The 23073-nt window shown below is 69.8% G+C and carries 13 protein-coding genes; 7 read left to right on the top strand and 6 right to left on the bottom strand.

All coding sequences use genetic code 11. The annotated features are described in order from the left end of the window. Positions 1 to 55: 55 nt before the first annotated feature. The 3 genes from ACYQML_RS05955 to ACYQML_RS05945 form a co-directional block, all read right to left on the bottom strand. Entirely contained in the window at positions 56 to 871 is an 816-nt protein-coding gene (locus ACYQML_RS05955; RefSeq protein WP_419953388.1) for an ABC transporter substrate-binding protein, read from the bottom strand. A gap of 70 nt (positions 872 to 941) precedes the next feature. Next, the gene (locus tag ACYQML_RS05950) at positions 942 to 2231 is read right to left on the bottom strand and encodes an MFS transporter (RefSeq protein ID WP_461234997.1); all 1290 of its coding nucleotides are present in this window, start codon (positions 2229 to 2231) and stop codon (positions 942 to 944) included. A 41-nt stretch (positions 2232 to 2272) separates the two neighbouring features. Further along, positions 2273 to 3340 carry a siderophore-interacting protein gene (locus ACYQML_RS05945; protein WP_056454500.1) on the bottom strand — a complete coding sequence of 356 codons (1068 nt, stop codon included), beginning with the start codon at positions 3338 to 3340 and terminating at the stop codon, positions 2273 to 2275. A gap of 535 nt (positions 3341 to 3875) precedes the next feature. On the opposite strand from ACYQML_RS05945, the gene ACYQML_RS05940 reads away from it, so the two are divergent. Then, on the top strand, positions 3876 to 4658 hold the full coding sequence (locus ACYQML_RS05940) for a GNAT family N-acetyltransferase (protein WP_461234996.1): 783 nt from the start codon (positions 3876 to 3878) through the stop codon (positions 4656 to 4658). Positions 4659 to 4678: 20 nt separating this feature from the next. Here ACYQML_RS05940 and ACYQML_RS05935 read toward each other — a convergent pair whose 3' ends face one another. Genes ACYQML_RS05935 through ACYQML_RS05925 form a run of 3 tightly spaced genes read right to left on the bottom strand, consistent with a single transcriptional unit; the run spans position 4679 to position 18804 of the window. Then, complete coding sequence (locus ACYQML_RS05935) at positions 4679 to 8806, bottom strand: amino acid adenylation domain-containing protein (protein WP_461234995.1); 4128 nt, start codon at positions 8804 to 8806, stop codon at positions 4679 to 4681. Further along, positions 8807 to 18547: an amino acid adenylation domain-containing protein gene (locus tag ACYQML_RS05930; protein WP_461234994.1), complete on the bottom strand. Its 9741-nt coding sequence runs from the start codon at positions 18545 to 18547 to the stop codon at positions 8807 to 8809. Positions 18548 to 18588: 41 nt separating this feature from the next. Beyond that, positions 18589 to 18804, bottom strand: a complete 216-nt coding sequence (locus ACYQML_RS05925; protein ID WP_056426712.1) for an MbtH family protein — start codon at positions 18802 to 18804, stop codon at positions 18589 to 18591. A gap of 198 nt (positions 18805 to 19002) precedes the next feature. Between ACYQML_RS05925 and ACYQML_RS05920 the strand changes: the two genes are divergently transcribed. The 6 genes from ACYQML_RS05920 (at position 19003) to ACYQML_RS05895 (ending at position 23017) form a co-directional block, all read left to right on the top strand. Next, positions 19003 to 20385, top strand: coding sequence for a lysine N(6)-hydroxylase/L-ornithine N(5)-oxygenase family protein (locus ACYQML_RS05920; protein ID WP_461234993.1), 1383 nt, complete (start codon positions 19003 to 19005; stop codon positions 20383 to 20385). A 54-nt stretch (positions 20386 to 20439) separates the two neighbouring features. Continuing rightward, positions 20440 to 21264 carry an ATP-binding cassette domain-containing protein gene (locus ACYQML_RS05915; protein WP_419953382.1) on the top strand — a complete coding sequence of 275 codons (825 nt, stop codon included), beginning with the start codon at positions 20440 to 20442 and terminating at the stop codon, positions 21262 to 21264. Between the two features lie 59 nt (positions 21265 to 21323). Beyond that, positions 21324 to 21536, top strand: a complete 213-nt coding sequence (locus ACYQML_RS05910; RefSeq protein ID WP_461234992.1) for a hypothetical protein — start codon at positions 21324 to 21326, stop codon at positions 21534 to 21536. Continuing rightward, entirely contained in the window at positions 21533 to 21733 is a 201-nt protein-coding gene (locus ACYQML_RS05905; protein ID WP_461221586.1) for a DUF3606 domain-containing protein, read from the top strand. The genes ACYQML_RS05910 and ACYQML_RS05905 overlap by 4 nt, the downstream gene beginning before the upstream one ends. 208 nt (positions 21734 to 21941) lie before the next feature. Further along, the gene (locus ACYQML_RS05900; protein WP_056426730.1) at positions 21942 to 22364 is read left to right on the top strand and encodes a hypothetical protein; all 423 of its coding nucleotides are present in this window, start codon (positions 21942 to 21944) and stop codon (positions 22362 to 22364) included. Beyond that, positions 22361 to 23017 (top strand): OmpA family protein, encoded by a 657-nt coding sequence (locus tag ACYQML_RS05895; RefSeq protein WP_461234991.1) that lies wholly within the window; start codon positions 22361 to 22363, stop codon positions 23015 to 23017. The genes ACYQML_RS05900 and ACYQML_RS05895 overlap by 4 nt, the downstream gene beginning before the upstream one ends. Positions 23018 to 23073 lie beyond the last annotated feature (56 nt).

The raw sequence follows: 23073 nt of genomic DNA, 5'->3' as shown, positions 1-23073 counted from the left end.
CAAGTCCGATTCACCCAAGTCCGATTCACCCAAGCCCGATCCGGCCAGTTTCGCATCAGCCACGGGGGCAATCCCGCTTGGAGAGATCGGTCATCAGTTCGGCGAAGCGCGCGATGGCCGGCAGCCCACCGTAGAACCAGACCGGCGGCACGACGTCGACATGGTGCTCGCGCACCGCCGGCAGCGTCTGCCAGAGCCGGCTTCCGGCCAGCGCCTTGGCCGCATCCGACCGGATCGGCCCGACATGGACCATGCGGGCATCGGCCGGACCGGTGGCGAGCTGCTCGATCCCCACCGCCGTGAAGCCGGATGCGTTGCTGGCGCCGGTCCACGCATTCTCGATGCGGAGGCGGTCGAGCACGGTCTGGAACAGGCTGGTGCGGCCGTAGACCACGATGTTGCGGTGATCGACGATCCAGACGAGGAAGGTCGGGTGCCTCTCGGCTGGGCAGGCGCTCGCCCCCGCCGCGGCGAGAATCGCCTCGGTGCGTGCTTCCAGGGCCTTGGCTTCATCGACGCGGCCGAGACGCAGGGCGATGCGCATGGTCTCCGCCTTCGCCCGCTCGTAGGGATCGCCCCCGGCATTGGCGATGGAGACCGCCTCCGTCGGGGCGATGCGCGACAGGAAGCTCCCTTGCGTCGCCACCTGGATCGGGTTGGCGAGGATGAGGTCCGGCTTGAGGCTCGCCAGCACTTCGAGGTTGGGCTCCACGACGAGGCCGAGATCGACCACGCCCTCGGGGAGCGCCGGCTCCACCACAGTCCGGTTGTAGTTCTCGGGCTGCGTCACCGCGATCGGCACGATGCCGAGGCCGAGGAGGAGTTCCACGGCGCTCCAGTCCAGGGCGGCGACCCGGGGCTGGGCGGGCATCTTTTTCTCCGCGCCCGCGGGCAGACAGGCCAGCATGAGGAGGCAGGCCGCCAGACCGACAACGGCCCTTCTAGCGGACATCGACGGCAGCCAGGGCGAGATCGTCGGCCTTCCTTTTCGCCTCCGGCGCGAGGCTCGCATCCCGCAGGGCGGGCGTGAGTGCCGCAATGGCGGCGGTGGCGGCGAGGCAGAGGCCGCCACCCGCCGCCATGGCGATCCGCGCCGAGGCGAGATGGGCCGTGGTGCCCGCCTGCATCCCCCCCAGAGCCGGGCCGATCGTCTCCTCCAGCACCCACAGGCTCGACACCCGGCCCAGCATCGCGTCCGGCGTCGCGCGCTGGATCAGGGCCGCGCGCAGGATGCCGGCGAGGCTCGCGGCGGCGCCGAGGGCGGCAAGGCAGAACAGGGCGGGAGCCATGCCCTCACTGAAGCCCAGCGCGATGCAGGCGCAGGCCCAGATCGCCACGCAGGCCACGAGCCAGCGCCCGGCGAACGGGCTCGCGCCGGCCCGTCCCGAGGCCAGGGCGCCGAAGAGCGCGCCTACCGAAGGGGCGGCATAGAGCAGGCCGATACTGTCGGGCCCTCCGCCGAGCCCATGCGTCGCGAGTTCGGGCAGCAGCACGTAGGGCACGGCGAAGACCAGGGCGACGAGATCGACGAGGAGCAGGCTCAGCACCAGGGGCGAGCGGGCGATGTAGCGCAGGCCCCCCATGAAGCCGGCTTCGTCGGCGGCGAGCACGGGAAGGGGCGCCTCGGCGGACGGGCCGGCCAGCGGCGGCAGCGGAGGCAGGAACCCGAGCACGATCGGCGTGATGCCGGAGATGAGCGCGACAACGCCGTAGCACGCGACGAGCCCGGCGCCGGCGGTGATCGCCCCGGCGAGGAACGGCCCGGCTATGGCGCCCGCCTGCGCCGCGACGGCGGTGAGCGCAGCGGCCCCCGACAGGTGCTCGCGCCCGACGAGGGCCGGGGTCGCGGCCATGATCGCCGGCATGCCGAAGCCGAAGGTCGAGCCGCCGACTACGGCCGCCGCGTAGATCGGCCAGACCATCGGGGCCGCGAGGGCCGCGTTGGCCATGAGGATCAGGATGGTGAGGAGATGCGCCGTGCGCGACCAGACCATGACCGCGCGGCGGTCGTAGCTGTCGGCGAGCCAGCCGCCGACGATGAGCGCCAGCGCCATCGATCCCGCGACGGCCGCGTTGAGGAACGCCACCTGCAGCGACGAAGCGGTCAGCGCGTACATCTGCAGGCTCACGGCGACGCCGAGCACCCCGAAGGCGAGGAACGAGGCAGCCCGCGCCGCATAGAGCAGCTGGAACCCGCGGCTCGCCCGCAGGGGAGACAGGTCGAGCATCATGGAATCATGCCGCCTCGGATGACGCTCTTTGACATCACGCTTCAATCCTCGTCCTTGGCGTCTTCGTCGGCGCCGCGCCGCCAATAGGCCACGGCGAGATGCTGGTCACGGGTGAGGCCACAGGTCTTGCGCCAATGCGCCCGCAGGGCCTTGAACGCATCGAATTCCGAGCCGGCCCAGGCGAAGACCGTGCGATCCTGCGGGAACGGGATCGCCCGGACCGCATCCGCCAGGAGCGTGGTCGTGCCGGGCGGTGCACCGTTGCGGTGGAGCCAGCGCAGCTCCACCCCCTCGGGCCGGTCGAGCGCCTGCTCGTCGGCCGGCCCATCGACCTCGATCACCGCGACCCCGCCGACATGGCCCGGCAGCCGCCCGAGGATGCGACCGATGGCCGGCAGGCCGGTCTCGTCGGCGGCGAGACAATACCACTCCGCCGCGCCGACGCTGCGGCCCCCGGGGCCGAGCAGCCCGACCACGTCCCCGACCTTGGCGCGTTTCGCGAAGGACGCGCCGGGACCGGCGTCGTGATGCATGACGAAGTCGATGTCGATCTCGCCCGCAGCCGCGTCGATGCGACGGATCGTATAGGTCCGCATGGAGGGCGCGCCGTCGCCCTGTGGCCAGACCGGGATGCCGTCGATTCCCGGCACGGGCCATTGCGGCGCATGGCCGGCGGGCGGGATGATGACATGCACATGCATGTCGAACGCGTCGTAGCGGGCCAGGTCCGCGCCGATGAAGGTGACCCTGCGCATATGCGGCGTGAGATCGACGACGCGCCGGACCGTCACCTCGCGCAGGCTCGGAATGGTCTCGTCGGCGCAGCCGTCGCCGGTCCAGACGATGGAGGCGTCCGTCGCGCCGGGAAGCTCCTGCAGATGCGAGGCGAGCATGAACTTGACGACGGCGAGGGAGGTCTCGTCGGCGGCCTCCGCCTTGAGGGCGAGCAGGCCTTCGGCGGCGACGAGGGTTCCGGTCCCGACATCGAAATCGACCCGGCCGCGTCCCGGCTCGTGAAGCACGGGGATGTCGTGTTCGAGGAAATGCTCGCACAGATCCGCGATGTAGCGCCCGGCATCGGCGAGGCGGACCTGGGCTTCGGAAGCCATGGCTATCACGAGATGTTCTCCACGAGAGCGGGGCGAGATGAGGTCGAGCCTCGATTTGATCGATGACCGTAAAGAGCTGAGCAACGCAAGGCAGCGCTTGAATATTCCGACACCTTCATCGGTTCAAACCACCATGTATAGTATGGACCTCGACCCGGATCATGAGCATGATACTCGGACCTGTATTGGATTCACGCCACGCCCACAACCCAGGGGTGAGCCTGGGGCGATCGGGCTCTCCGCATCTCCGGTGTCGGTGTGGCTTCAAGGCAGGGGATGGTGCCAGCCTGACGGAGCGCCGTTCGAACCGGGCAGGTAGAGATCCGGTCGACCTGCCATGTCGAGGTAAATCTTTCCAGTCGCATCTATATCCGGCACGGATTTTCATCATTCCATTTGCAAGATAAATTCGTTCTCTACTGAGATATGGACAAACCGAAATGAAACCCCATATCCTTGGGCGTTCGCAGCCTGACCCGATCAATACTCTTGCTGCATAAAGCCTTATTTTTATGAGACTCTTCTTGGAGAATGCATGACGGGAATCGCCTTTCGCGAGATGCTCGACGCCCATTGCCTGATGCAGTCGGGCTGTTACGTCTCGGATGTCGAAACCGCGCCCGATGGCGGACGCTACCTCTGGTCCGCCACCATTCCGGAACCGGGCTTCAATGTCGGCGTCGAGACCACCGACCTGTCCTGGGTCCGGGCGGCTTCCGCGAAACGCGAACGCCTGCCGGCCCTTCTCGTCACCGAGGACCGGGACCGCGAGAGGCTCGGAACCCATCCCGACCTGCAGGCCGCCTTCCCGACGCGCTGGATGGTCCGCGATTGCAGGCAGGCGCAGGCACCGATCCTGCCGGACGGGCTGACCCTCGCGGCGGAGGCGAAGGCCGCGCCCGGCGAGGCGTATCTGTCGGTCTGTCGCGGCCTCTACGACGACGAGGGCGTGAACGCGATCGCCGAGGCGGTGTTCCTGCCGGTGCTGCGGGAGGCCCGGCCGGTCGAGGGGGTGGAGGCGCATCATCTCACGGTGAGCGAGGACGGCGTCCCGGTCGCCTGCGCCTCGCTCTACCGCTCGGGAGGCCTCGCGGGCCTCTACAATGTCGGCAGTCTCGCGAGCCGCCGCGGGCGCAGTCTCGGCGCCCTGGTCACGCGGGCGGCGATCGAGACGGCGAGACGAGAGGGCGCCGAGACGGTGATGCTGCAATGCGTGGCCGGCGGCCATGTGGAGCGGCTCTATGCCGGCCTCGGCTTCACCGTGGCGGCGAGCCCGACGCTGATGGTGTTCTCGCATGGCAACGCGTTCGTAGGATGACGCGATAGCGGTCTCGCCCCTCACAGCGAGGCCGCGAAACTGTCGTGGAACATCGTGGAATCCACGATCTCCCGGTGGGTGACGTCGGGGATCACGGTCACCTGTTCCACCCGGTTGGAGTAGCGCCCCCAATCCACATGGTTGAGGCCACGCTCCACCGAGCGGCCGGCAAGCCAGACCCGGATCGGGCAATCGAATTTGTCCGCCCGGTAGCGGCGGTACAGCAGCGTGTTGTCGACGAAGGTCCAGAGTTCGTATTCCTTGCTGCCGACGCCCGGCCCGTCGAGGGGTAGCGGATCGGGGGCGGCCGCCACATAGGCGAGGAACTGCTCATGGAGTTCCGGGTCCATGCGCCGGAACAGGTCCTCCCAATCGGCCCTCATCGGCGAGCGCTCCAGCCAGGACGCGACGTTCTCCTGAAGGTGGCGGCGATGCTCCGGCGTCAGCACCGGCAGGGCGCCGACGGCGAAGCTCACATCGATGTCGCAGACGTCGAGCATACCGACGAAGCCGAGGTCGACGCGCGAGCCCAGCATCCGCGCCGCCTCGTAGGCGAGGACGCCGCCCCAGGACCAGCCGAGCATGGTGCAGGGGCGTCCGGCGCTCTCCTTCTCGATGATCTCCGCGTAGCGCGCGGCGATGTCCTCCACCGAGACCACGCTCTTGCGCGCGTCGGTGAGAGAGTAGCAGACGAAGCCGGTGACCGGCTGGTCCGGCCCGAGGCGGCGGACCAGCGGCGCGTATTCGCGGGTGTTCACCATCAGGCCGGGGAAGCAGTAGAGCATCGGCCGGTCGCCGGTCGTCCGTAGGCGCACCACCTGCGCGGTGCCGACCGCATCGGCGGTGAGCGCGGCGGCCAGGGTCTCGACGCTCTGGTTGTTGAAGATGTCGGCGATGGTGGGGCTACGCTCCGGGAAGGCCGTGCCGAGGGCGGTGAGGACGCGCAGGGCGGTGAGCGAGTTCGCCCCCGCCTCGAAGAAGTTCCGGTCGGGGGGGATGGCGGGGAGGCCGAGCGCCTTGGCCCAGATGTCGGCCACCACGGTCTCGGTGGCGGTGAGCGGACGCGAGGGGCCGCTTAGCCCCTCCGCCAGCGGCGCGGGCTCCGGCAGGGCCGCACGGTCGAGCTTGCCGTTGGGCGTCAGCGGAAGACGATCCAGCGCCACGATCCGGCTCGGTACCATGTAGTCCGGCAAGCGTCGGGCGAGGTCGGCCCGGAGTGCCGCGGGGTCGAACTCCGCCCCGGCCGCAGTGACGACGTAGGCCACCAGCATCGGACCCGCCGGCCCCTGACGCAGGCCCGCCGCCGCGCCGGCCACGATCTCCTGCGCCAGCAGCGCCGCCTCGACCTCGCCGAGTTCGATCCGGAACCCGCGCAGCTTCACCTGCGCATCGGCCCGGCCGAGATACTCCACCGTCCCGTCCGCCCGCCAGCGCCCCAGATCCCCGGTGCGGTAGAGTCGGCCGCCTTCCCGGCCCGACAGCTCCGGGAACGGGTCGGGGATGAACCGGTCCGCCGTCTGCCCGGCCTGGCTAAGATAGCCCCGCGCCAGAGCGTCCCCGCCGAGATGCAGTTCCCCGGTGACGCCCACCGGCACCGGCTGCAACGCCGCGTCGAGGATGTAGGCCCGGCGATCCCCCACAGCCCGGCCGATCGGCGCGTAGGCCCCCTCCACCGCGTCGCCGGCCCGGGCCCGCCAGACGAGGGGCGAGATCACCGTCTCGGTCGGGCCGTAGCCGTTGATCAGCAGGGTCGGGTCGAGCGCCCGGCCGATCAGGGCGAAGCTCTCCCGCGACAGCGCCTCGCCGCCGAAGCTGTACGAGCGCCGGCGCGGGCGCGGGCCGCTGGCGGCCTCGAGCGCGAGCTGGTGCATGTAGGCGGTGGGGAAGCCTGCATGGGTCACGCCGTGACGCTCCATGGCGTCCAGCGCCTCGCGCGGGGTCCATAATCCGTCGGGCTTGAGCACGACGCAGCCGCCGAAGGCCAGCGGCACCATCCAGCGCTCCTGCGCCCCGTCGAAGCTCATCGACAGGACGTGGAGCTCGCGGGTCTGCCGGTTCGTGCCGTAGACCGCACCGGTGGCGCGCACGTGCCGGGCCAGGGGACCGTGCGCCACGGCGACGCCCTTGGGCCGGCCCGTCGAGCCCGAGGTGTAGATGACGTAGGCGAGCTGGTCCGGATGGGCCGTGCGGGACGGCGCGGACTCCGGCTCGGAGGCGAGGTCGAGGTTCGACGGGTCGAGCCGTGCGAGGCCGCCCGGACCGGCTCGGCTCAGCCCGTCGAGGGTGCTGCCTCGGGCCAGCAGCAGGCGGGCGCCGGCATCCTCGACGAGGGCGGTGAGGCGTGCCGTCGGCTGGGCCGGATCGAGGGGCAGGAAGGCGCCACCCGCCCGGAGGATGGCGAGGAAGGCGGCGATCTGGTCGGGCCCGCGCGGCAGGGCGACGGCGACCACGGTCTCGGGGCCGATTCCCTCACGGATCAACCGGTGGGCGAGACGGTTGGCCGCCCGGTCGAGCTCGCCGAACGTGGTGGTGCGCGGCCCGCAGACCACCGCTGGCGCGTCGGGATCGGCGAGGGCCGCCTCGCCGATGAGTTCCGGCACCAGCCCCTCCGACAGCGGCATCCCATCCGCGTAGGGCGCCGACAGATCCGACAGGGCCTCGAACGGAACTAGAGGCAACGCGTCAACACGGCGGCCGGGCTCCTCTACCGCACCGCGCAGAAGGGTGAGGAACCCGTCTCGCATCCGCTCCATCGTGTCCCGCTGGAACAGGTCGCGGGCATAGCCGAACGATCCGCGCAGCGCCCCGCGGGCTTCCGTCACCGTCTCCAGCACGAGATCGAACTGGACGTTGCCGGTCCCGCGTCCGAAGGGCGAGACCGTCAGGTCGCCGATCTCGAACCGTCCCGGCCCCTCGACGCGGTGGCTGTGCATCACCTGGACGACGGGGGTGTGGCTCACGGTCCGGCGGGTCTGGAGCGCTTCGACCAGTCGCTCGAAGGGCAGGTCCTGGTGGCCTTGAGCATCCACCATAGCGTCGCGCACGGCCCGCACATGGTCGAGGACGCTCGCGCCCGGATCGACGATGACCCGGATCGCCAGGGTGTTGACGAAGAGACCGACGAGCCCTTCCGTCTCCGGCCGGTTTCGGTTGGCTACAGGGATGCCGATGCGCAGGTCCGCCTCACCGGTATAGCGCCGGAGGACCAGGGACAGGATGGCGAGGAGGACCATGGCACTGGTTGCGCCGGCCTGCCGCGCCAGGGCTTCGAGCCCGGTCGCCACATCGGCATCGAGGGTGAAATCCACCGCCGCGCCCCGGAAACTCTGAACCGCCGGGCGGGGCCGGTCAGTGGGCAGCGGGATCACGGTCTCGGTGGCCCCGAGGCGCTCGCGCCACCAGGAGAGCTGGCGGTCGAGCTCGCCCGCCTCCAGCCAATCGCGCTGCCAGCGCGCGTAATCGGCATAGGCGATGGGCAGCGCGGGCGGGCCGGCGGCCTCGCCCGCCGCGTAGACGTGCATCAGCTCGGCGAGCAGGATTTCCACCGAGCGACCGTCCGAGACGAGGTGATGCATCGTCAGGAGGAGGACGTGGCGCTCGGGCTCCATACGAACCAGCACGGCTCTGAACAGGGGCGGTGCCGCCAGATCGAACGGGCGCCTGGCCTCCTCGCGGGACAGGGCGGCGAGGCGCTCCTCTGCGATATCGCGATCCGACGTCTCGAGCGAGACTCGCCGGAGGCTCGCCGCGACCACCGCCAGGGTGACGGCCTCGACCCCGTCGCTCTCGCCGGCACGGAACCCCGTCCTCAGGGCCGGATGCCGCGCGACCAGGGCTTCGAAGGCTCGCGTCAGGGCATCGCCGTCGAGCGGCCCGACGAGGTCGAGACCGCCCGCGATATGGAGCAGGGCGGCGTCGCCTCCCATCCGACCGATGAGCCACAGCCGCTCCTGCGCGTAGGACAGGGGCGCGACCCTCTCGGGGCCGGTATCCTCCTCCCGCGCGACGATCGGCAACCGGGCGAAATCGATACCCCGGGAGGCCAGGGCGTCGAGGAAGATTCGGCGCTTGTCGGCGGGAAGCCGGCCGAAGCGGCGGCTGAGATCGGTCGCCTGGGGTGTGGCTTGGTCGGCGGGGTGGGCGGTCATTCAGGCCTCCAGATCGGCGAGGAGGGCGTCCATGTCGGACAGGTCGTCCGCCTCGTCCCGTCCGTCGCCCGCCGTCTCGTTCGACGTCACCGCGAGGGCATAGCCGCGCAGGGTCGGCGCTTCGAACAGGGCGCGGATCGGTACGGTGACGCCGAGGCGCTGCTTCACCCGCATGGCGAGCTGTGCGGCGGTGAGGGAATGGCCGCCGAGGCCGAAGAAATCGTCGTCGCGGCCAATCGCGTCCACCTCCAGCACCTCGCGCCAGACCTCCGCGAGGGCGACCTCCATCGCCCCCTCCGGCTCGGCCGAGGCTCGCGAGAGGGGCAGGGGCGCGGGCAATGCGTGAAGGTCGAGCTTGCCGTTCGGCGTGAGGGGCAAGGACGGTACAGACACGATATGGGCCGGGACCATATGGCTCGGTAGCCGGCGAAGTAGGGCTTCACGCAGGCTCGCCTCGTCCACTGGCGTGCCGGTGACATAGGCGACGAGCTGCTTGTCCCCCGCCGTCTCGCGAAGCACGATCGCGGCATCGGCGATACCGTCCTGTGCCCGCAGGGCGGCGGCGATCTCGCCCGTCTCGATCCGGAAACCGCGCAGCTTCACCTGTCCGTCGGCCCGCCCAAGATAGGCGAGCGTGCCGTCCGGCCGGCGAAGGGCGAGATCGCCGCTGCGATAGAGCCGTCCGCCCGGAGGGCCGAACGGATCCGGCACGAAGCGTTCGGCCGTCAGCGCGGCGCGCCCGAGATAGCCCTGGGCCAAGCCGGCACCGCCCACATGGATCTCGCCCGTCACCCCGTCGGGAACGGGATCGAGGGAATCGTCGAGCAGGTGCAGGGTGAGGTCGGGCAACGCCTCGCCGATGGGGCTGTCCGCCCTCTGCGCGTCGCCGGCGGCGAGAGGTCGGTAGGTCACGTGAACCGTCGTCTCGGTGATGCCGTACATGTTCACGAGACGCGGCACCGCATCGCCGAACCGATCGAACCAGGGCTTCAGCCCGGCGACGTCGAGGGCCTCTCCGCCGAACACGACGTGGCGCAGGGCCAATCCCTGCGGCCGGGCGACGGCCGCCTGCATCAGCGGCCGGAAGGCGGAGGGGGTCTGGTTCAGCACCGTGACGCCCTCGTGGACGAGGAGATCGAGGAACGCATCCGCCGCTCGCGTCACCTCACGCGGCACCACGACGAGGCGCCCCCCATGGCAGAGCGCCCCGAAGATTTCCCAGACCGAGAAGTCGAACCCGTAGGCATGAAACAGGGTCCAGACATCGTCCTGGCCAAAGCCGAAATCAGCCTGCGTGGTGGTCAGCAGGCGCGCAGCGTTGGCATGGGTGACGACGACGCCCTTCGGCTGTCCGGTGGAGCCCGAGGTGTAGATCACATAGGCCGGCTGATCGGGATGAGGCGCCGGCGGCAAGGGGGTGTCTCCGTCCTCGGTCGCCGCCGCTTCGTCGAGGAGGATCGGCTGGGGACCACCCTCGGGCAGGCTCGCGGCGAGACCCATGGTGGTGAGCACGTGTCGGGCACCGGAATCGACGAGCATGAACTCGATACGCTCGGCCGGATAGCTCGGATCGAGGGGAACATAGCCGGCTCCGCTCTTCAGGATCGCAAGGATCCCGACGATGAGCGAGAGCGAGCGCTCTGCGCAGAGTCCCACGAGATCACCGGGGCGCACGCCTTCACGGACGAGACGCCGGGCAAGACGCGTCGCTCTGGTCTCGATCTCCGCATAGGTCGCCCGCTCGCCCTCGAAGGTGACGGCCACCGCGTCCGGCCGCACCCTGGCGTGTTCCGCGATCCGCAGATGGATGGCGGGTTCGACCGGGGCCGTGCGGCTGTCGGCGGCCCGGCGTCGGGCCTGCTCGATCTCCTCCGGCAGGACGAGGGAGAGCGTATCCACGGGCGCGCCAGCCGCATCCATGACGGTGTCGAGGATGTGCAGCAGCTGCGCATTGAGACGGTGGATGTCGGCCGGGGAAATCCGGGCCTGATCCACGCTCCAGTTGAGGCGTGGCGCGCCATCGAGAAGAAGCGACAGGGTCAGGGGGACGTCGGTGGCTTCCAGCGTCGTCACCGGACCGAATTCCAGCCCGCCGAGGCTGCGCTCGCGGACGACGGCGTCGAGAGGATAATTCTCGACCACGAGCAGGCTGTCGAAGAGCGGCTGTCCGCTCCGCCCGGCCCAGGCCTGGATATCGGCGAGGGAAGCGAGATCGTGGTCGCGCAGGGCCGCCGCCTCGCCCTGGAGCCGGCGCAGCCAGTCCGAGACCGGACGCCGTCCGCCAAGTTCGACGCAGCGCGGCACCGTATTGATGAACAGGCCGAGCACCTCGTGCATCCCGCCATCGTCAGGCGGACGGCCCGACCCGGTGATTCCGAACGCCACGCTCTTGCGTTCGGTGAACCGGCCCAGGGTGAGCGCCCATGCGGCTTCGAACACCGTGTTCAGGGTCACCTGCTCACGCCGGGCGAAAGCATGGAGACGGTCGGTGCGGGCTTCGCCCAAGACCGTATCGATGGCGATGTGGCCGCTCGCCCCTGCCACGCCGGACAGAGCCGGGGAGATGAGGCTGGGCGCGTCCAGCGGGGCCAGGGCGTCACGCCAGAACCGCTCGTCGCCGCCGCGGTCGCGTGTCGAGAGCCGGGCGAGATGGTCGCGGAACAGGCGGGACGGCGGCGCGATCGTCTCGCCCGCATAGTCGCGGAGCACCTCGGAGATCAGGCGGGCATTGCTCCATCCGTCGAGGAGGAGATGATGGCAGGTCCAGATCAGCCGATGCCGCCCCCGGCCGAGATCGACGATGAGGAGGCGCATCAGTGGCGGCCGGGACAGGTCGAAGCCTTGGGCTCGCTCGGCCTCGGCGATCGCAGCGAGATCCGCGTCGGTCGCGTCCGGCCGGTCGAGGCGCGTGACCGGCAGGTCCGCAGAGGCATGGACGACCTGCAAGGGAGCGTCGAATTCGTCCGTCCAGTGGAAGCTGGTGCGCAGGATGGGATGGCGCGCCACGCTCGCCCGCCACGCCGTCGCGAAGCGCTCGGGATCGAGGCCGCCCAGGGTGACGCTGAGTTGATTGACGTAGAGACCGGCCCCCGGAGCGGCGAGCGCGTGGAACAGGATCCCGCCCTGTGTCGGGGTCAGCGGGTAGAGGTCCTCGATCGTCCGCCAATCGAGGCCGAAGCCGTCCAGTTCGTCCTGGGTCAGGGCGGCGAGGGCGAAATCCGATGGGGTCGCGCCGCCGGCGGCCTCGTCATGGCCATGCGCGGCGAGGGCCTCGAATGCGAGCCTGAGGAGGTCGATCAGTCTTTCGATGGTCGAGCCGTCGAAACGGTCCCCGCCATAGCCGAGGCGCAGGGTGATCGCTCCCTGGCCCTGGTAGCTGTCGACCACGAGTTCGGAGCCCAGCGGAGCAGCGGGATCCGCCGACAGCCGCATCGCCTCGGTGTCGAGAGAGAACAGGGGGCCCGCATCGATATCGGCGACGGTGCCGAGGTGATTGAACGTCACCTCCGGCCATGGCAGCGCGGACAGGCGCTCACGTTCGGTCCGTGACCCGAGATAGCGCGGGAGCGAGAAGTCCGTGCCGTCGCCGGGAAGCCGACGCAGGGTTTCTTTCGTCGCCTTCAGATCGCGCGCGATGTCGCCCGAAATCGTCAGGCCGACCGGCACCAGGGTGGTGAACCAGCCGACGGTCCGGTCGAGGGGAATATCCGCCGCGTCGCCGTCCCGCCCATGGCGTTCGAGCGTCACGCCGAACGTGGGATGCTTCGTCCAAGTGGACAGGGCGCGCGACAGGCCCGACAGAAGCACCTCGTCGAGGCGCATCCGATAGGCTTTGCGCAGACGATTGAGGCCGGCCACGACAGAAGAATCGAGGGCCAGATGGGTCGCTCGTGCGTGACGCTGATCGCGCGGGGCATCGGGATGGTCGACGGGAAGCCGGGCGGTCGAGCCTGAGAGCGCGCTGATCCACGCCTCACTCTCCGTCCGGATCTCCGCCGCATGGTCGCGCAGGCGGTGGGCCCAGGACCGGAACGGCGTCGCGGGCACGAGGGCCGCATCGCCTCGGTAGAGCAGGTCGAGGTCCGAGACGAGGATGCGCCAGGAGACGGCATCTACGACGAGATGATGAGCAGTGAGCAGCAGGCGCTGGCGTCCGCCGGGAAGGTTTGCCAGCACAGCGGCGAAGACGCGCCCATCCGCGAGGTTGAGGCTGCGCTCGGCGGCGAGAAAGCAGGTCGGCGCCTCGTCATCGCTCTCCACTTCGACCACCGAAAGCGGATCGGCGAGGCGAGCCGGCGAGACCGGCTCCTGAAACCACGCGCCTTCCGCGTCACGACCGAAGGCGTAGCGCAACGCCTCGTGATGGGCGACGAGGGCCGTCAGCGCCTCTCCGAGACGGTCGGCATCGAGATTCACGCGGGCATCCAGCTCGACGGACTGGTTCCAGTGATCGCGCTTCGGCATCGGTTGCTCGAAGAACCAATGCTGGATCGGCGTGAGGGGGGCAGGGCCTTCCGGCACGCGGATCGTGGCCGCTGACCCCTCGACCGGCGCGATGACTCGGGCGAGCGCCGCCACCGTCTGATGCTCGAAGATTTGGCGCGGCGTCGCGGCAAAACCCGCTTCGCGCAGGCGGGCGACGATCTGCAGGCTGAGGATGGAATCGCCGCCCGCCTCGAAGAAGTTCCGGTCGGGGGGGATGGCGGGGAGGCCCAGCGCCTTGGCCCAGATCTCGGCCACCACGGTCTCGGTGGCGGTGAGCGGACGCGAGGGGCCGCTTAGCCCCTCCGCCAGCGGCGCGGGCTCCGGCAGGGCCGCGCGGTCGAGCTTGCCGTTGGGCGTCAGCGGTAACCGATCCAGCGCCACGATCCGGCTCGGCACCATGTAGTCCGGCAGCCGCCGGGCGAGCTCCGCCCGGAGTGCCGCGGGGTCGAACTCCGCCCCGGCCGCAGTGACGACGTAGGCCACCAGCATCGGACCCGCCGGACCCTGACGCAGGCCCGCCGCCGCGCCGGCCACGATCTCCTGCGCCAGCAGCGCCGCCTCGACCTCGCCGAGTTCGATCCGGAACCCGCGCAGCTTCACCTGCGCATCGGCCCGGCCGAGATACTCCACCGTCCCGTCCGCCCGCCAGCGCCCCAGATCCCCGGTGCGGTAGAGTCGGCCGCCTTCCCGGCCCGACAGCTCCGGGAACGGGTCGGGGATGAACCGGTCCGCCGTCTGCCCGGCCTGGCTAAGATAGCCCCGCGCCAGAGCGTCCCCGCCGAGATGCAGTTCCCCGGTGACGCCCACCGGCACCGGCTGCAACGCCGCGTCGAGGATGTAGGCCCGGCGATCCCCCACAGCCCGGCCGATCGGCGCGTAGGCCCCCTCCACCGCGTCGCCGGCCCGGGCCCGCCAGACGAGGGGCGAGATCACCGTCTCGGTCGGGCCGTAGCCGTTGATCAGCAGGGTCGGGTCGAGCGCCCGGCCGATCAGGGCGAAGCTCTCCCGCGACAGCGCCTCGCCGCCGAAGCTGTACGAGCGCCGGCGCGGGCGCGGGCCGCTGGCGGCCTCGAGCGCGAGCTGGTGCATGTAGGCGGTGGGGAAGCCTGCATGGGTCACGCCGTGACGCTCCATGGCGTCCAGCGCCTCGCGCGGGGTCCATAATCCGTCGGGCTTGAGCACGACGCAGCCGCCGAAGGCCAGCGGCACCATCCAGCGCTCCTGCGCCCCGTCGAAGCTCATCGACAGGACGTGGAGCTCGCGGGTCTGCCGGTTCGTGCCGTAGACCGCACCGGTGGCGCGCACGTGCCGGGCCAGGGGACCGTGCGCCACGGCGACGCCCTTGGGCCGGCCCGTCGAGCCCGAGGTGTAGATGACGTAGGCGAGCTGGTCCGGATGGGCCGTGCGGGACGGCGCGGACTCCGGCTCGGAGGCGAGGTCGAGGTTCGACGGGTCGAGCCGTGCGAGGCCGCCCGGACCGGCTCGGCTCAGCCCGTCGAGGGTGCTGCCTCGGGCCAGCAGCAGGCGGGCGCCGGCATCCTCGACGAGGGCGGTGAGGCGTGCCGTCGGCTGGGCCGGATCGAGGGGCAGGAAGGCGCCACCCGCCCGGAGGATGGCGAGGAAGGCGGCGATCTGGTCGGGCCCGCGCGGCAGGGCGACGGCGACCACGGTCTCGGGGCCGATTCCCTCACGGATCAACCGGTGGGCGAGACGGTTGGCCGCCCGGTCGAGCTCGCCGAACGTGGTGGTGCGCGGCCCGCAGACCACCGCTGGCGCGTCGGGATCGGCGAGGGCCGCCTCGCCGATGAGTTCCGGCACCAGCCCCTCCGACAGCGGCATCCCATCCGCGTAGGGCGCCGACAGATCCGACAGGACTGCGAACGGAACTAGAGGCAACGCGTCAACACGCTCGGTCGGGCTACCGGTGAGGCCGTCGAGGAGGGCGAGATAGCCGTGCTCGAACCCGGCGATGGTATCACCATCGAACAGGGCCTCGGAATAGGCGAAGGTCGCGGACAGGCTGCCGGCTTTCTCCGCCACTTCCAAGACGAGATCGTAGGCAGGCGTGCCGGTATCCTGGCCGAACGCTTCCAGCGTGAGGCCGCCGGCCGTACCGAACGCCCCCAAAGCCGCCGGCTGCTGACTGATCATGACGCGGGCGAGCGGTGCGCGACCTGGAACACGCTCCGGCTGAAGGGCTTCCACCAGACGCTCGAAGGGCAGGTCCTGATGGGCCAGGGCATCGGTGAGCGAGGCCCAGGTCCGGCTCACGACCTCGCGACCCGGCAGGACCGGATCGATGGTCACCGGCAGCACCAGCGTATTTACGAAGACGCCCACGAGATTCTCGACGCCGGGCAGGTGGCGACCCGCCACCGGCATCGCGATGCGCAGGTGCCGTGCTTCGCCGTAGCGCTGAAGGAACAGCGCGAAGGCGCTGAGCAGGATCGCGAAGGGCGACGTGCCGGTTTCCGCCGCGAGGGCCGTGACTTGGCGGGTCAGGCCGTCAGCGATCGCGAAACCGTGCCGGCAGACGCGATCTGGCTGCCCGGCGGGCCTGCGACGGTCGGTAAGGGACAGGTCGGGTTCCGCGTCGCCGAGGCGGTCGCGCCACCAGGACAGATCGGCCTCCATCGCTTCGGCCTGGGCCTCACCCCTCTGCCAGAATGCGATATCGGCCGGTTGGATCGCTAGGGCGGCCAGATCCTCCGATCGTCCTTCGACTTCCGCCGCGTACAGGGCGGGCCATTCACGCAGGATCACCGTCATGGACCAACCATCGGCCACGATGTGATGCAGGGTGATGAGGAGAACGTGATGCATCTCGTCGAGCTGGACCAGGGTGAAGCGCGCCAGGGGGCCGCCGCATCGCGCGAAGGGCCGTTTGGCCTCCTCGCGACAGAGTTCGGCGAAGCGCTTTTCGCGGGATTGTAGAGGGATCGTCGAGAGATCGAAGTCGGCTAAATCTATCTTGTAGCCGGCTTCTATCCTTTGTTCTCCGCGACCATCGGGTCTGCGAGAGAGCCGCGTCCGGAAGGCGTCGTGGCGCGCCGTGAGGGCATCGAGGCTGCGCGTCAGGGCATCGCGGTCGAGGGAGCCGCGCAGATGAATACCGCCTGCGATATGATGAGTTTCGTCGTCGCCGAACTCGGCCTCGAACCACAGCCGCTCCTGCGCCAGGGACAAGGGAAGCGCTACCTCCCGCGAGGCGGGCTTGATCAGGAGGGCTTTCCGGCCCGCCGCGATTTCGGCTTCCACCGCGCCGGCGAACGCCCCGAGCCGGGGATGAGCGAACAGAACCTGTGGGGGAACTGCGACGCCGAGCGCGGTGCGAAGCTCGGCGAGCATCCGTATGGCCGCGATCGAGTTGCCGCCGAGGGCGAAGAAGTGGCTGTCGCGGGTCACGTCGCTGCGGTCGAGAAGCGCGGACCAGATCGCGGCGAGGCGCAACTCCAACCCGGTCATGGTTATATCGGGGCGGGGGTTCGGTGCCTCCTCTCCGTCGACTCGGCGGCCATCCTCCACCACCGCATAGGCGTCGAGGGAGCCTGCCTGCCACCCGCGCCGCGCGGCGCCCCGCTGGATCTTCCCGCTGGATGTGCGCGGCAGGCCGCCTGGATTGAGGAGAACGACGACACGCGCGGTCTCGAGGAAGGCATCGGCGACCGCCTCGGACACCAGGGCGGCCAGCGCCTCGGGCGCGGTGAGCTTCTGGACGGTGCGCGAGACCTCCACCGCGACGCCGATGCCTTCACGCCCATCCCGCTCGATGGCGAAGGCGGCGATGCGTCCCTGGCGCAGGATGTCGATATTCCGCTCGACGACCCGCTCCACATCTTGCGGGTAGACGTTCTGACCGCGCAGGATGATGAGATCCTTCTCGCGCCCGACGAGAAACAGCCGGCCCCCATGCAGGAAGCCGAGGTCTCCCGTCCTGAGGCTCCGGATACCGTCCCGCTCGACGAAGGCGGCATCGGTGGCGTCCTGGTTGCGCCAATAGCCCTGGGCGAGGCTTGGGCCGGATGCCACGACCTCGCCGATTGTCCCATCGGGCAGGCTGGCCCCGTCTGGTCCGGCGATGTGAATCGGATGGTCGGGCTGCGCGAAACCGCAATCGACCAGCCGAGTGCCCTCCTCTGCCGCCACGGCGCGGCCTTCCGCGAGAATGGCCGGGTCGAGGTCAAGACTGCGCATACCCTCGCCCCGCTGGCCCGCGGTGAGGAACAGCGTCGCCTCCGCCAGACCGTAGGACGGCCTCAGCGCACGGGGATCGAAGCCGGCGGGCGCGAAGCGTTCTGCGAACTCGGCCATGGTGGAGGCGCGGACCATCTCCGACCCGGAGAAGGCGATCTGCCAGCTCGACAGGTCGAGACGCGCCGCCGTCTCGTCATCGACCCTGTCCTGGCATAGGCGGAACGCGAAATCGGGTCCGCCGCTGACCGTCCCCCGAAAGCGGTGGATGGCCTCCAGCCAGCGTGCCGGTCGTCCGAGGAAATGCTTGGGCGACATGAGGACGCCCAGGATGCCTGTATAGATCGGCTGCAGCATCCCGCCGATCAGCCCCATGTCATGGTAGAGCGGCAGCCAGCTCACCATGACGTCGTTGGGGCGGATATCGAACCCGACCCGGATCAGATGTTCGTTGGCGATGAGATTGCCGTGGCTCACGACCACGCCCTTCGGCACCGCCGTCGAGCCCGACGTGTATTGCAGGAAGGCCACCGCCTCCGGTGCCGGCGTGGCAACGAGCCAGTCGGCGCCCTCCCCCTCGGCGAGGTCGTCCGGGGTGATGTCCTCCACCGGAAGGACCGCCCCTGGCTGGCCCGAAGCCGCGAGCATGTCGCGGACGGACTCCGCATCACTGTCATGGACGAGGACGACCGAGGGCTCGGAATCCCCGATGATGGCGGCGATCCGCGCCTGATGTTGCGCCCGGCGCGGCTCCGGCGGGAAGACCGGGACGGCAATGAGGCCGGCCTCGAGGCAGCCGAAGAAACCCGCGACATAGTCGAGGCCGGTATCGAGTAGCAGGCAGACCCGATCGCCGGGGCTCGCCGATCGCCGCAGCCGGGCGGCGATGGCCCGCGCGCGCCCGGCGAGCTCCGCATAGGTGACGGTGATCTCGCCCGACCGGGGGTCGTCGAGGAAATGCAGGGCCGGGACGGTGCCGTGGTTCCTCTCGAGCCAACGCAGGTGGCTGACGAGGTCTGATGCGGGCGGGACCGCCAGCGGCGCGCGCGGAAGACCGTCGATCATCGGATGTCCTGGAAGTGTCATCGGAACGGGGGGCGGAACGCTCAGGCTCTGGCGTCGCCGTCGAGGGCGCGGCGCAGGCTGAGCGGCCGCATGTCGGTCCAGACCGTCTCGATATGGGCGAGGCACGAGGCGCGTGGCCCGGAGAAGCCGGTGGCACGCCACCCGGCCGGGACGGCGCGGTGGGCGGGCCAGACCGAGTATTGCTCCTCCCCGTTGATCACGACGAGGAACGTCGCTTCGCTGTCGTCGATAGCCATGGCGTCGTGCTCCGCGAATGGGCCGGTGTCGAAGCCCAAGACGGTGGCGGACGGCCGAAATTTAAGCGGCGGCGCAACTATTTTCGCGGCGGCTCCTAAATCCCTCCCCCGCCCGAACGTCCCTTAGCCTGACAGTTGCCGGCGGATCGTGAGGTCCGCTCGGCGCGGACATCTCGGCGCAGGAATGGAGGTTCGGTGATGACGGAATCCTACGACCCCTCGGACACCTCATATTCCCTGCGCGACACCTTCCGGGGTTCGCAGGGCGGGCGCTGGGACGACGACGAAGCACCGGCCTACGACGCGGTCGGCGTCGGCTTCGGCCCGTCGAACCTGGCGCTCGCCATCGCCCTCGACGAGGCGGGACGGCAGCAGGGCCGCCAACCGCGCGTGCGCTTTCTGGAGCGCCAGGACGAGTTTGTCTGGCATGGCGGGATGCTTCTGCCCGATAGCGGGATGCAGATCTCCTTCCTGAAGGATCTCGTCACCCTGCGCGATCCGACGAGTCCCTACACCTTCATCAACTACCTGCATGTCCACGGCCGGCTGATCGACTACATCAACCGCAAGTCGTTCTTCCCGAGCCGGATCGAGTTCAACGACTATCTGCGCTGGGTCGCGGGGCATTTCGCCGATCGCTGCGATTACGGCGATACGGTGCTGGCCATCGAGCCGGAGGGACGCGGCGATACCATCCGCCACCTGCTGGTCCATTCACGCAAGGCCGATGGCCGCGAGCAGAGGCGGCGTACCCGCGCCGTCATCCTCGCCACCGGGGGCGAGCCGCGCATCCTGCCGGTCTTCGAGGAGTTGCAGAGCAGCGCCCGGGTGTTCCACTCCTCGCGCTACCTGTCGCGGATCGACGGTGTTCCCCTGCCGGAGGCTTCCACGCGCCGGCCGCGCATCGCCGTCATCGGCGCGGGCCAGACGGCGGCGGAGCTGTTCCTCGACCTGCAGAGTCGTATCCCCGACGCGGACATCGCCATGATCTTCCGCGGCCAGGCGCTGAAGCCCGCCGATGACAGCCCTTTCGTCAACGAGATCTTCAACCCGGACTTCACCGACTTCGTCTATGGCCAGCCCGAGGCCCATCGCCGGGCCATCATCGACGAGTTCCGCGGCACCAATTACTCGGTGATCGACACCGACCTGCTGACGCGGATCTTCGATCTCCTCTACCAGCAGAAGGTCAGCGGCGAGCATCGCCATGCCCTACGACCGAGGACCACCGTGGTCGGGTCCTCGGAGCAGGCCGGCGAGATCGTCCTCGAAACCCTGGACGCCGCCACCGGCCTCACGACGCGGGAATTCTACGACACCGTGATTCTCGCCACGGGGTACCGCCGCGACCGTCTGGAGACCATGATGCCGGCCCTCACGCCGCATCTCACCGACGGCGCCATCGGACGCGACTACCGCCTCGCCACCCGGCCCGGCTTCGAGCCCGCCATCTACGTCCAGGGTTTCAGCGAGCCGACCCACGGTCTGAGCGATACCCTCTTGTCCATCCTGGTCATGCGGGGGCATGAGATCGCCCAATCGCTCCTCGCCGACCGGCAGAGGGCCGGTGCGCGGGCCTGACGCGGCCCTCGATCCCACCATCATGGCGGCGTTGCAGCGTCGAACGGGCGAACGATGTCCTTGAGCCGAGCCGATGCGGGAGCGAGACGCGAGCCGAGTCCGGACGATGCGGACTACAGCCTCGACGGGGTCACGTTTTCCGTTCCGGGACGCGTGCTGCTGCACCCACTGAGCCTCACCATCCCCACCGGGCGGGTCATCGGCCTCATCGGCCATAACGGCTCGGGCAAGTCGACCCTGATCAAGCTTCTGGCCCGCCAGCAGGCCCCGAGCGGTGGCCGTCTCCTGTTCAAGGGCGCATCGATCGAGAGTCTGGGAGACCGCGCCTTCGCCCGCGAGGTCGCCTACCTGCCGCAGGCGACGCCGCAGGCGCCCGGTATGCTGGTCAAGGAGCTCGTCGCCATGGGCCGCTATCCCTGGCACGGGGCGTTGGGCCGACTGGGCTCGACCGACCGGGACGCCATCGCCGAGGCGATGCGGCTCACCAAGGTGACACCCTTCGCCGAGCGCATGGTGGACAGCCTCTCCGGCGGCGAGCGTCAGCGCGTCTGGCTCGCCATGCTGGTGGCGCAGAATGCCCGCTGCCTGCTTCTCGACGAGCCCATCGCCGCCCTCGACATCGCCCACCAGATCGAGGTGCTCTCCCTCGTGCGTCACCTGTCCCAGGAGCGGGGCCTCACCGTCATCGTGGTCCTGCACGACGTGAACATGGCGGCCCGCACCTGCGACGACCTCATCGCGCTCCATGGCGGACGCCTCATCGCGCGCGGCACCCCGGTCGAGATCGTGACGCCTGAGGGGCTGGAGGCGATCTATGGGGTGCGTATGGGAGTGTTCCCCCACCCCCGGACGGGGATGGCCCTGAGCTACCTCGATTGAGGCCGGCCCGAACCCGCATCGCGCTTCAGGCGTTGCCCCGTCAGATCAGGGAGCGACGCATGTCCGAGACGACGAAACCGCCCGAACCGACCAAGGTGAACGAGGATCTGGCCGCATCCTTCTACGACCGATCGCGCGGCGGTGGCTCCGGCAAGCCCGAGCAGAACAGCGCCGCGACCGGGCCGAAGGATACGGTCAGCGGAACCGTCCGGGAAACGCCGGACGATCCGAGCGACCGCCCCGGCACCGAAGCTGAGGAAGCCGCCCGATGAGCATGGATGGATCCACGCCCGAGGCGCCCACCACGGTGTCGCTGAAGGAGCCCCGGGACAAGGCCTATTGGGCCCGTTACTTCCAGACCCCGAGCGAGGAGGTGGAGGCGGCCGTGGCAGAGGTCGGCCACGATCCGGCGAAGGTCGCCGAACGGCTCGGAAAGCCGTGGCCGTTCGAAGCCAGCGGCATCGTGTGAGGGAATCCCCTTGAGCGGGAGCGGCGGGAGGCTGACGTGTCGCCCCCACTTAACTTGCAGACGAGGCGTGGCTCCGGTCCCGCCTCGCTTTGGCGGCACCCGTATCTTCCGGCGGGGGCCGATTTCTCTATATGCTTGACCGTAAGCCCGCGTCTCTCCGTTCGAAAGGAACGCCGCTTTGGTTTCGAGACTAACTGCCCTCGCGTTGATGACCCTGCTGCCCGTCGCGGCACTTGCCGCGGACCGGACGGTGACGATCGCCGGAGGGCAGGTCAGCGCGCCGGTGGGCCTGACCGTACAGGTGAAATCCGTCACTTTGGGTGAGGACGCCACGACGGTCCGCCTGCTGGCGAGTTTCGACAGCCACAAGACGACCTTCGTCAACATGAACGACCGGCAGAATGCCTACCTCGCCTGGGGCGACGGGGCGGAACAGCGTCTCCACCTGCGCCAGATCGCCGACAACAAGTGGATGCGCGTTCTCAACGGCCGGACCATGGAGGGCGATCTCGTTTTCCCCGGCGCCCTGCCCTCCGACGCGAGCCGGCTGACGCTGGTCTTCAACCCCGGCCGGTCCGGCGACGACATCAACGCGCCTGGCATCACCGTTCCGCTGGCTCTGACCCCGTGAGAGGGGCAGTGCTTTTGGCGGCGATCCTGGCACTGCCCGGGCTCGCTCCGGAGGGACATGCGTCGAGCTACACCGTGACGGCGGGCGGGGCCGCGATCGGCGACGCTCCCTCCCGGTTCGCCGAGATCGGCCTCCCCGCCTCGCATTGGGAGGAGAAGCCCCAACCGAGCGCTGCGGCTAGTTCGGGCGGCGCTTCCTCCTTCGGGGCGAAGGGCATGACGTCCGAGGCGCGTCTGAAGACGGAGGCCAACCTCTCCGCCCTCGGCGCCCGGCGGGAGGGCGCGGCCATCCTGGTGGAGCTGCCGAGCGATGTCCTGTTCGACTTCGACAAGTCCGTGATCCGCGCCGAAGCCCGCCCGGCCCTGGTCCGGCTCTCAGAGGTTCTCGCGGCCATGCCGAAGGCCCGTATGGCCATCACCGGCCACACCGACGCCATGGGCGCGGACGCCTACAACCAGGCCCTGTCGGAGCGCCGGGCGGTCTCCGTCCGCGCTTGGCTGGTGGGGCGCGGCATCGCCGCCGGGCGCCTGTCGGCGGCGGGCAAGGGCGAGACCATGCCGGTCGCGCCCAACGCCAATCCCGATGGTCGCGACGACCCCGCCGGACGGCAGCGGAACCGCCGCGTCGCGTTCCTAATCGCGCCCGATGGATAGACGGAGAACGACCGACCGGAAATGTCCACCCGGATCGTCGGGGACCACGACCTCCC

It is taken from the genome of Methylobacterium sp. CM6244 (genome assembly GCF_054817885.1).
Note: the sequence above shows the minus strand (reverse complement) of the source record. Positions and strands in the feature narration are given on the sequence as shown.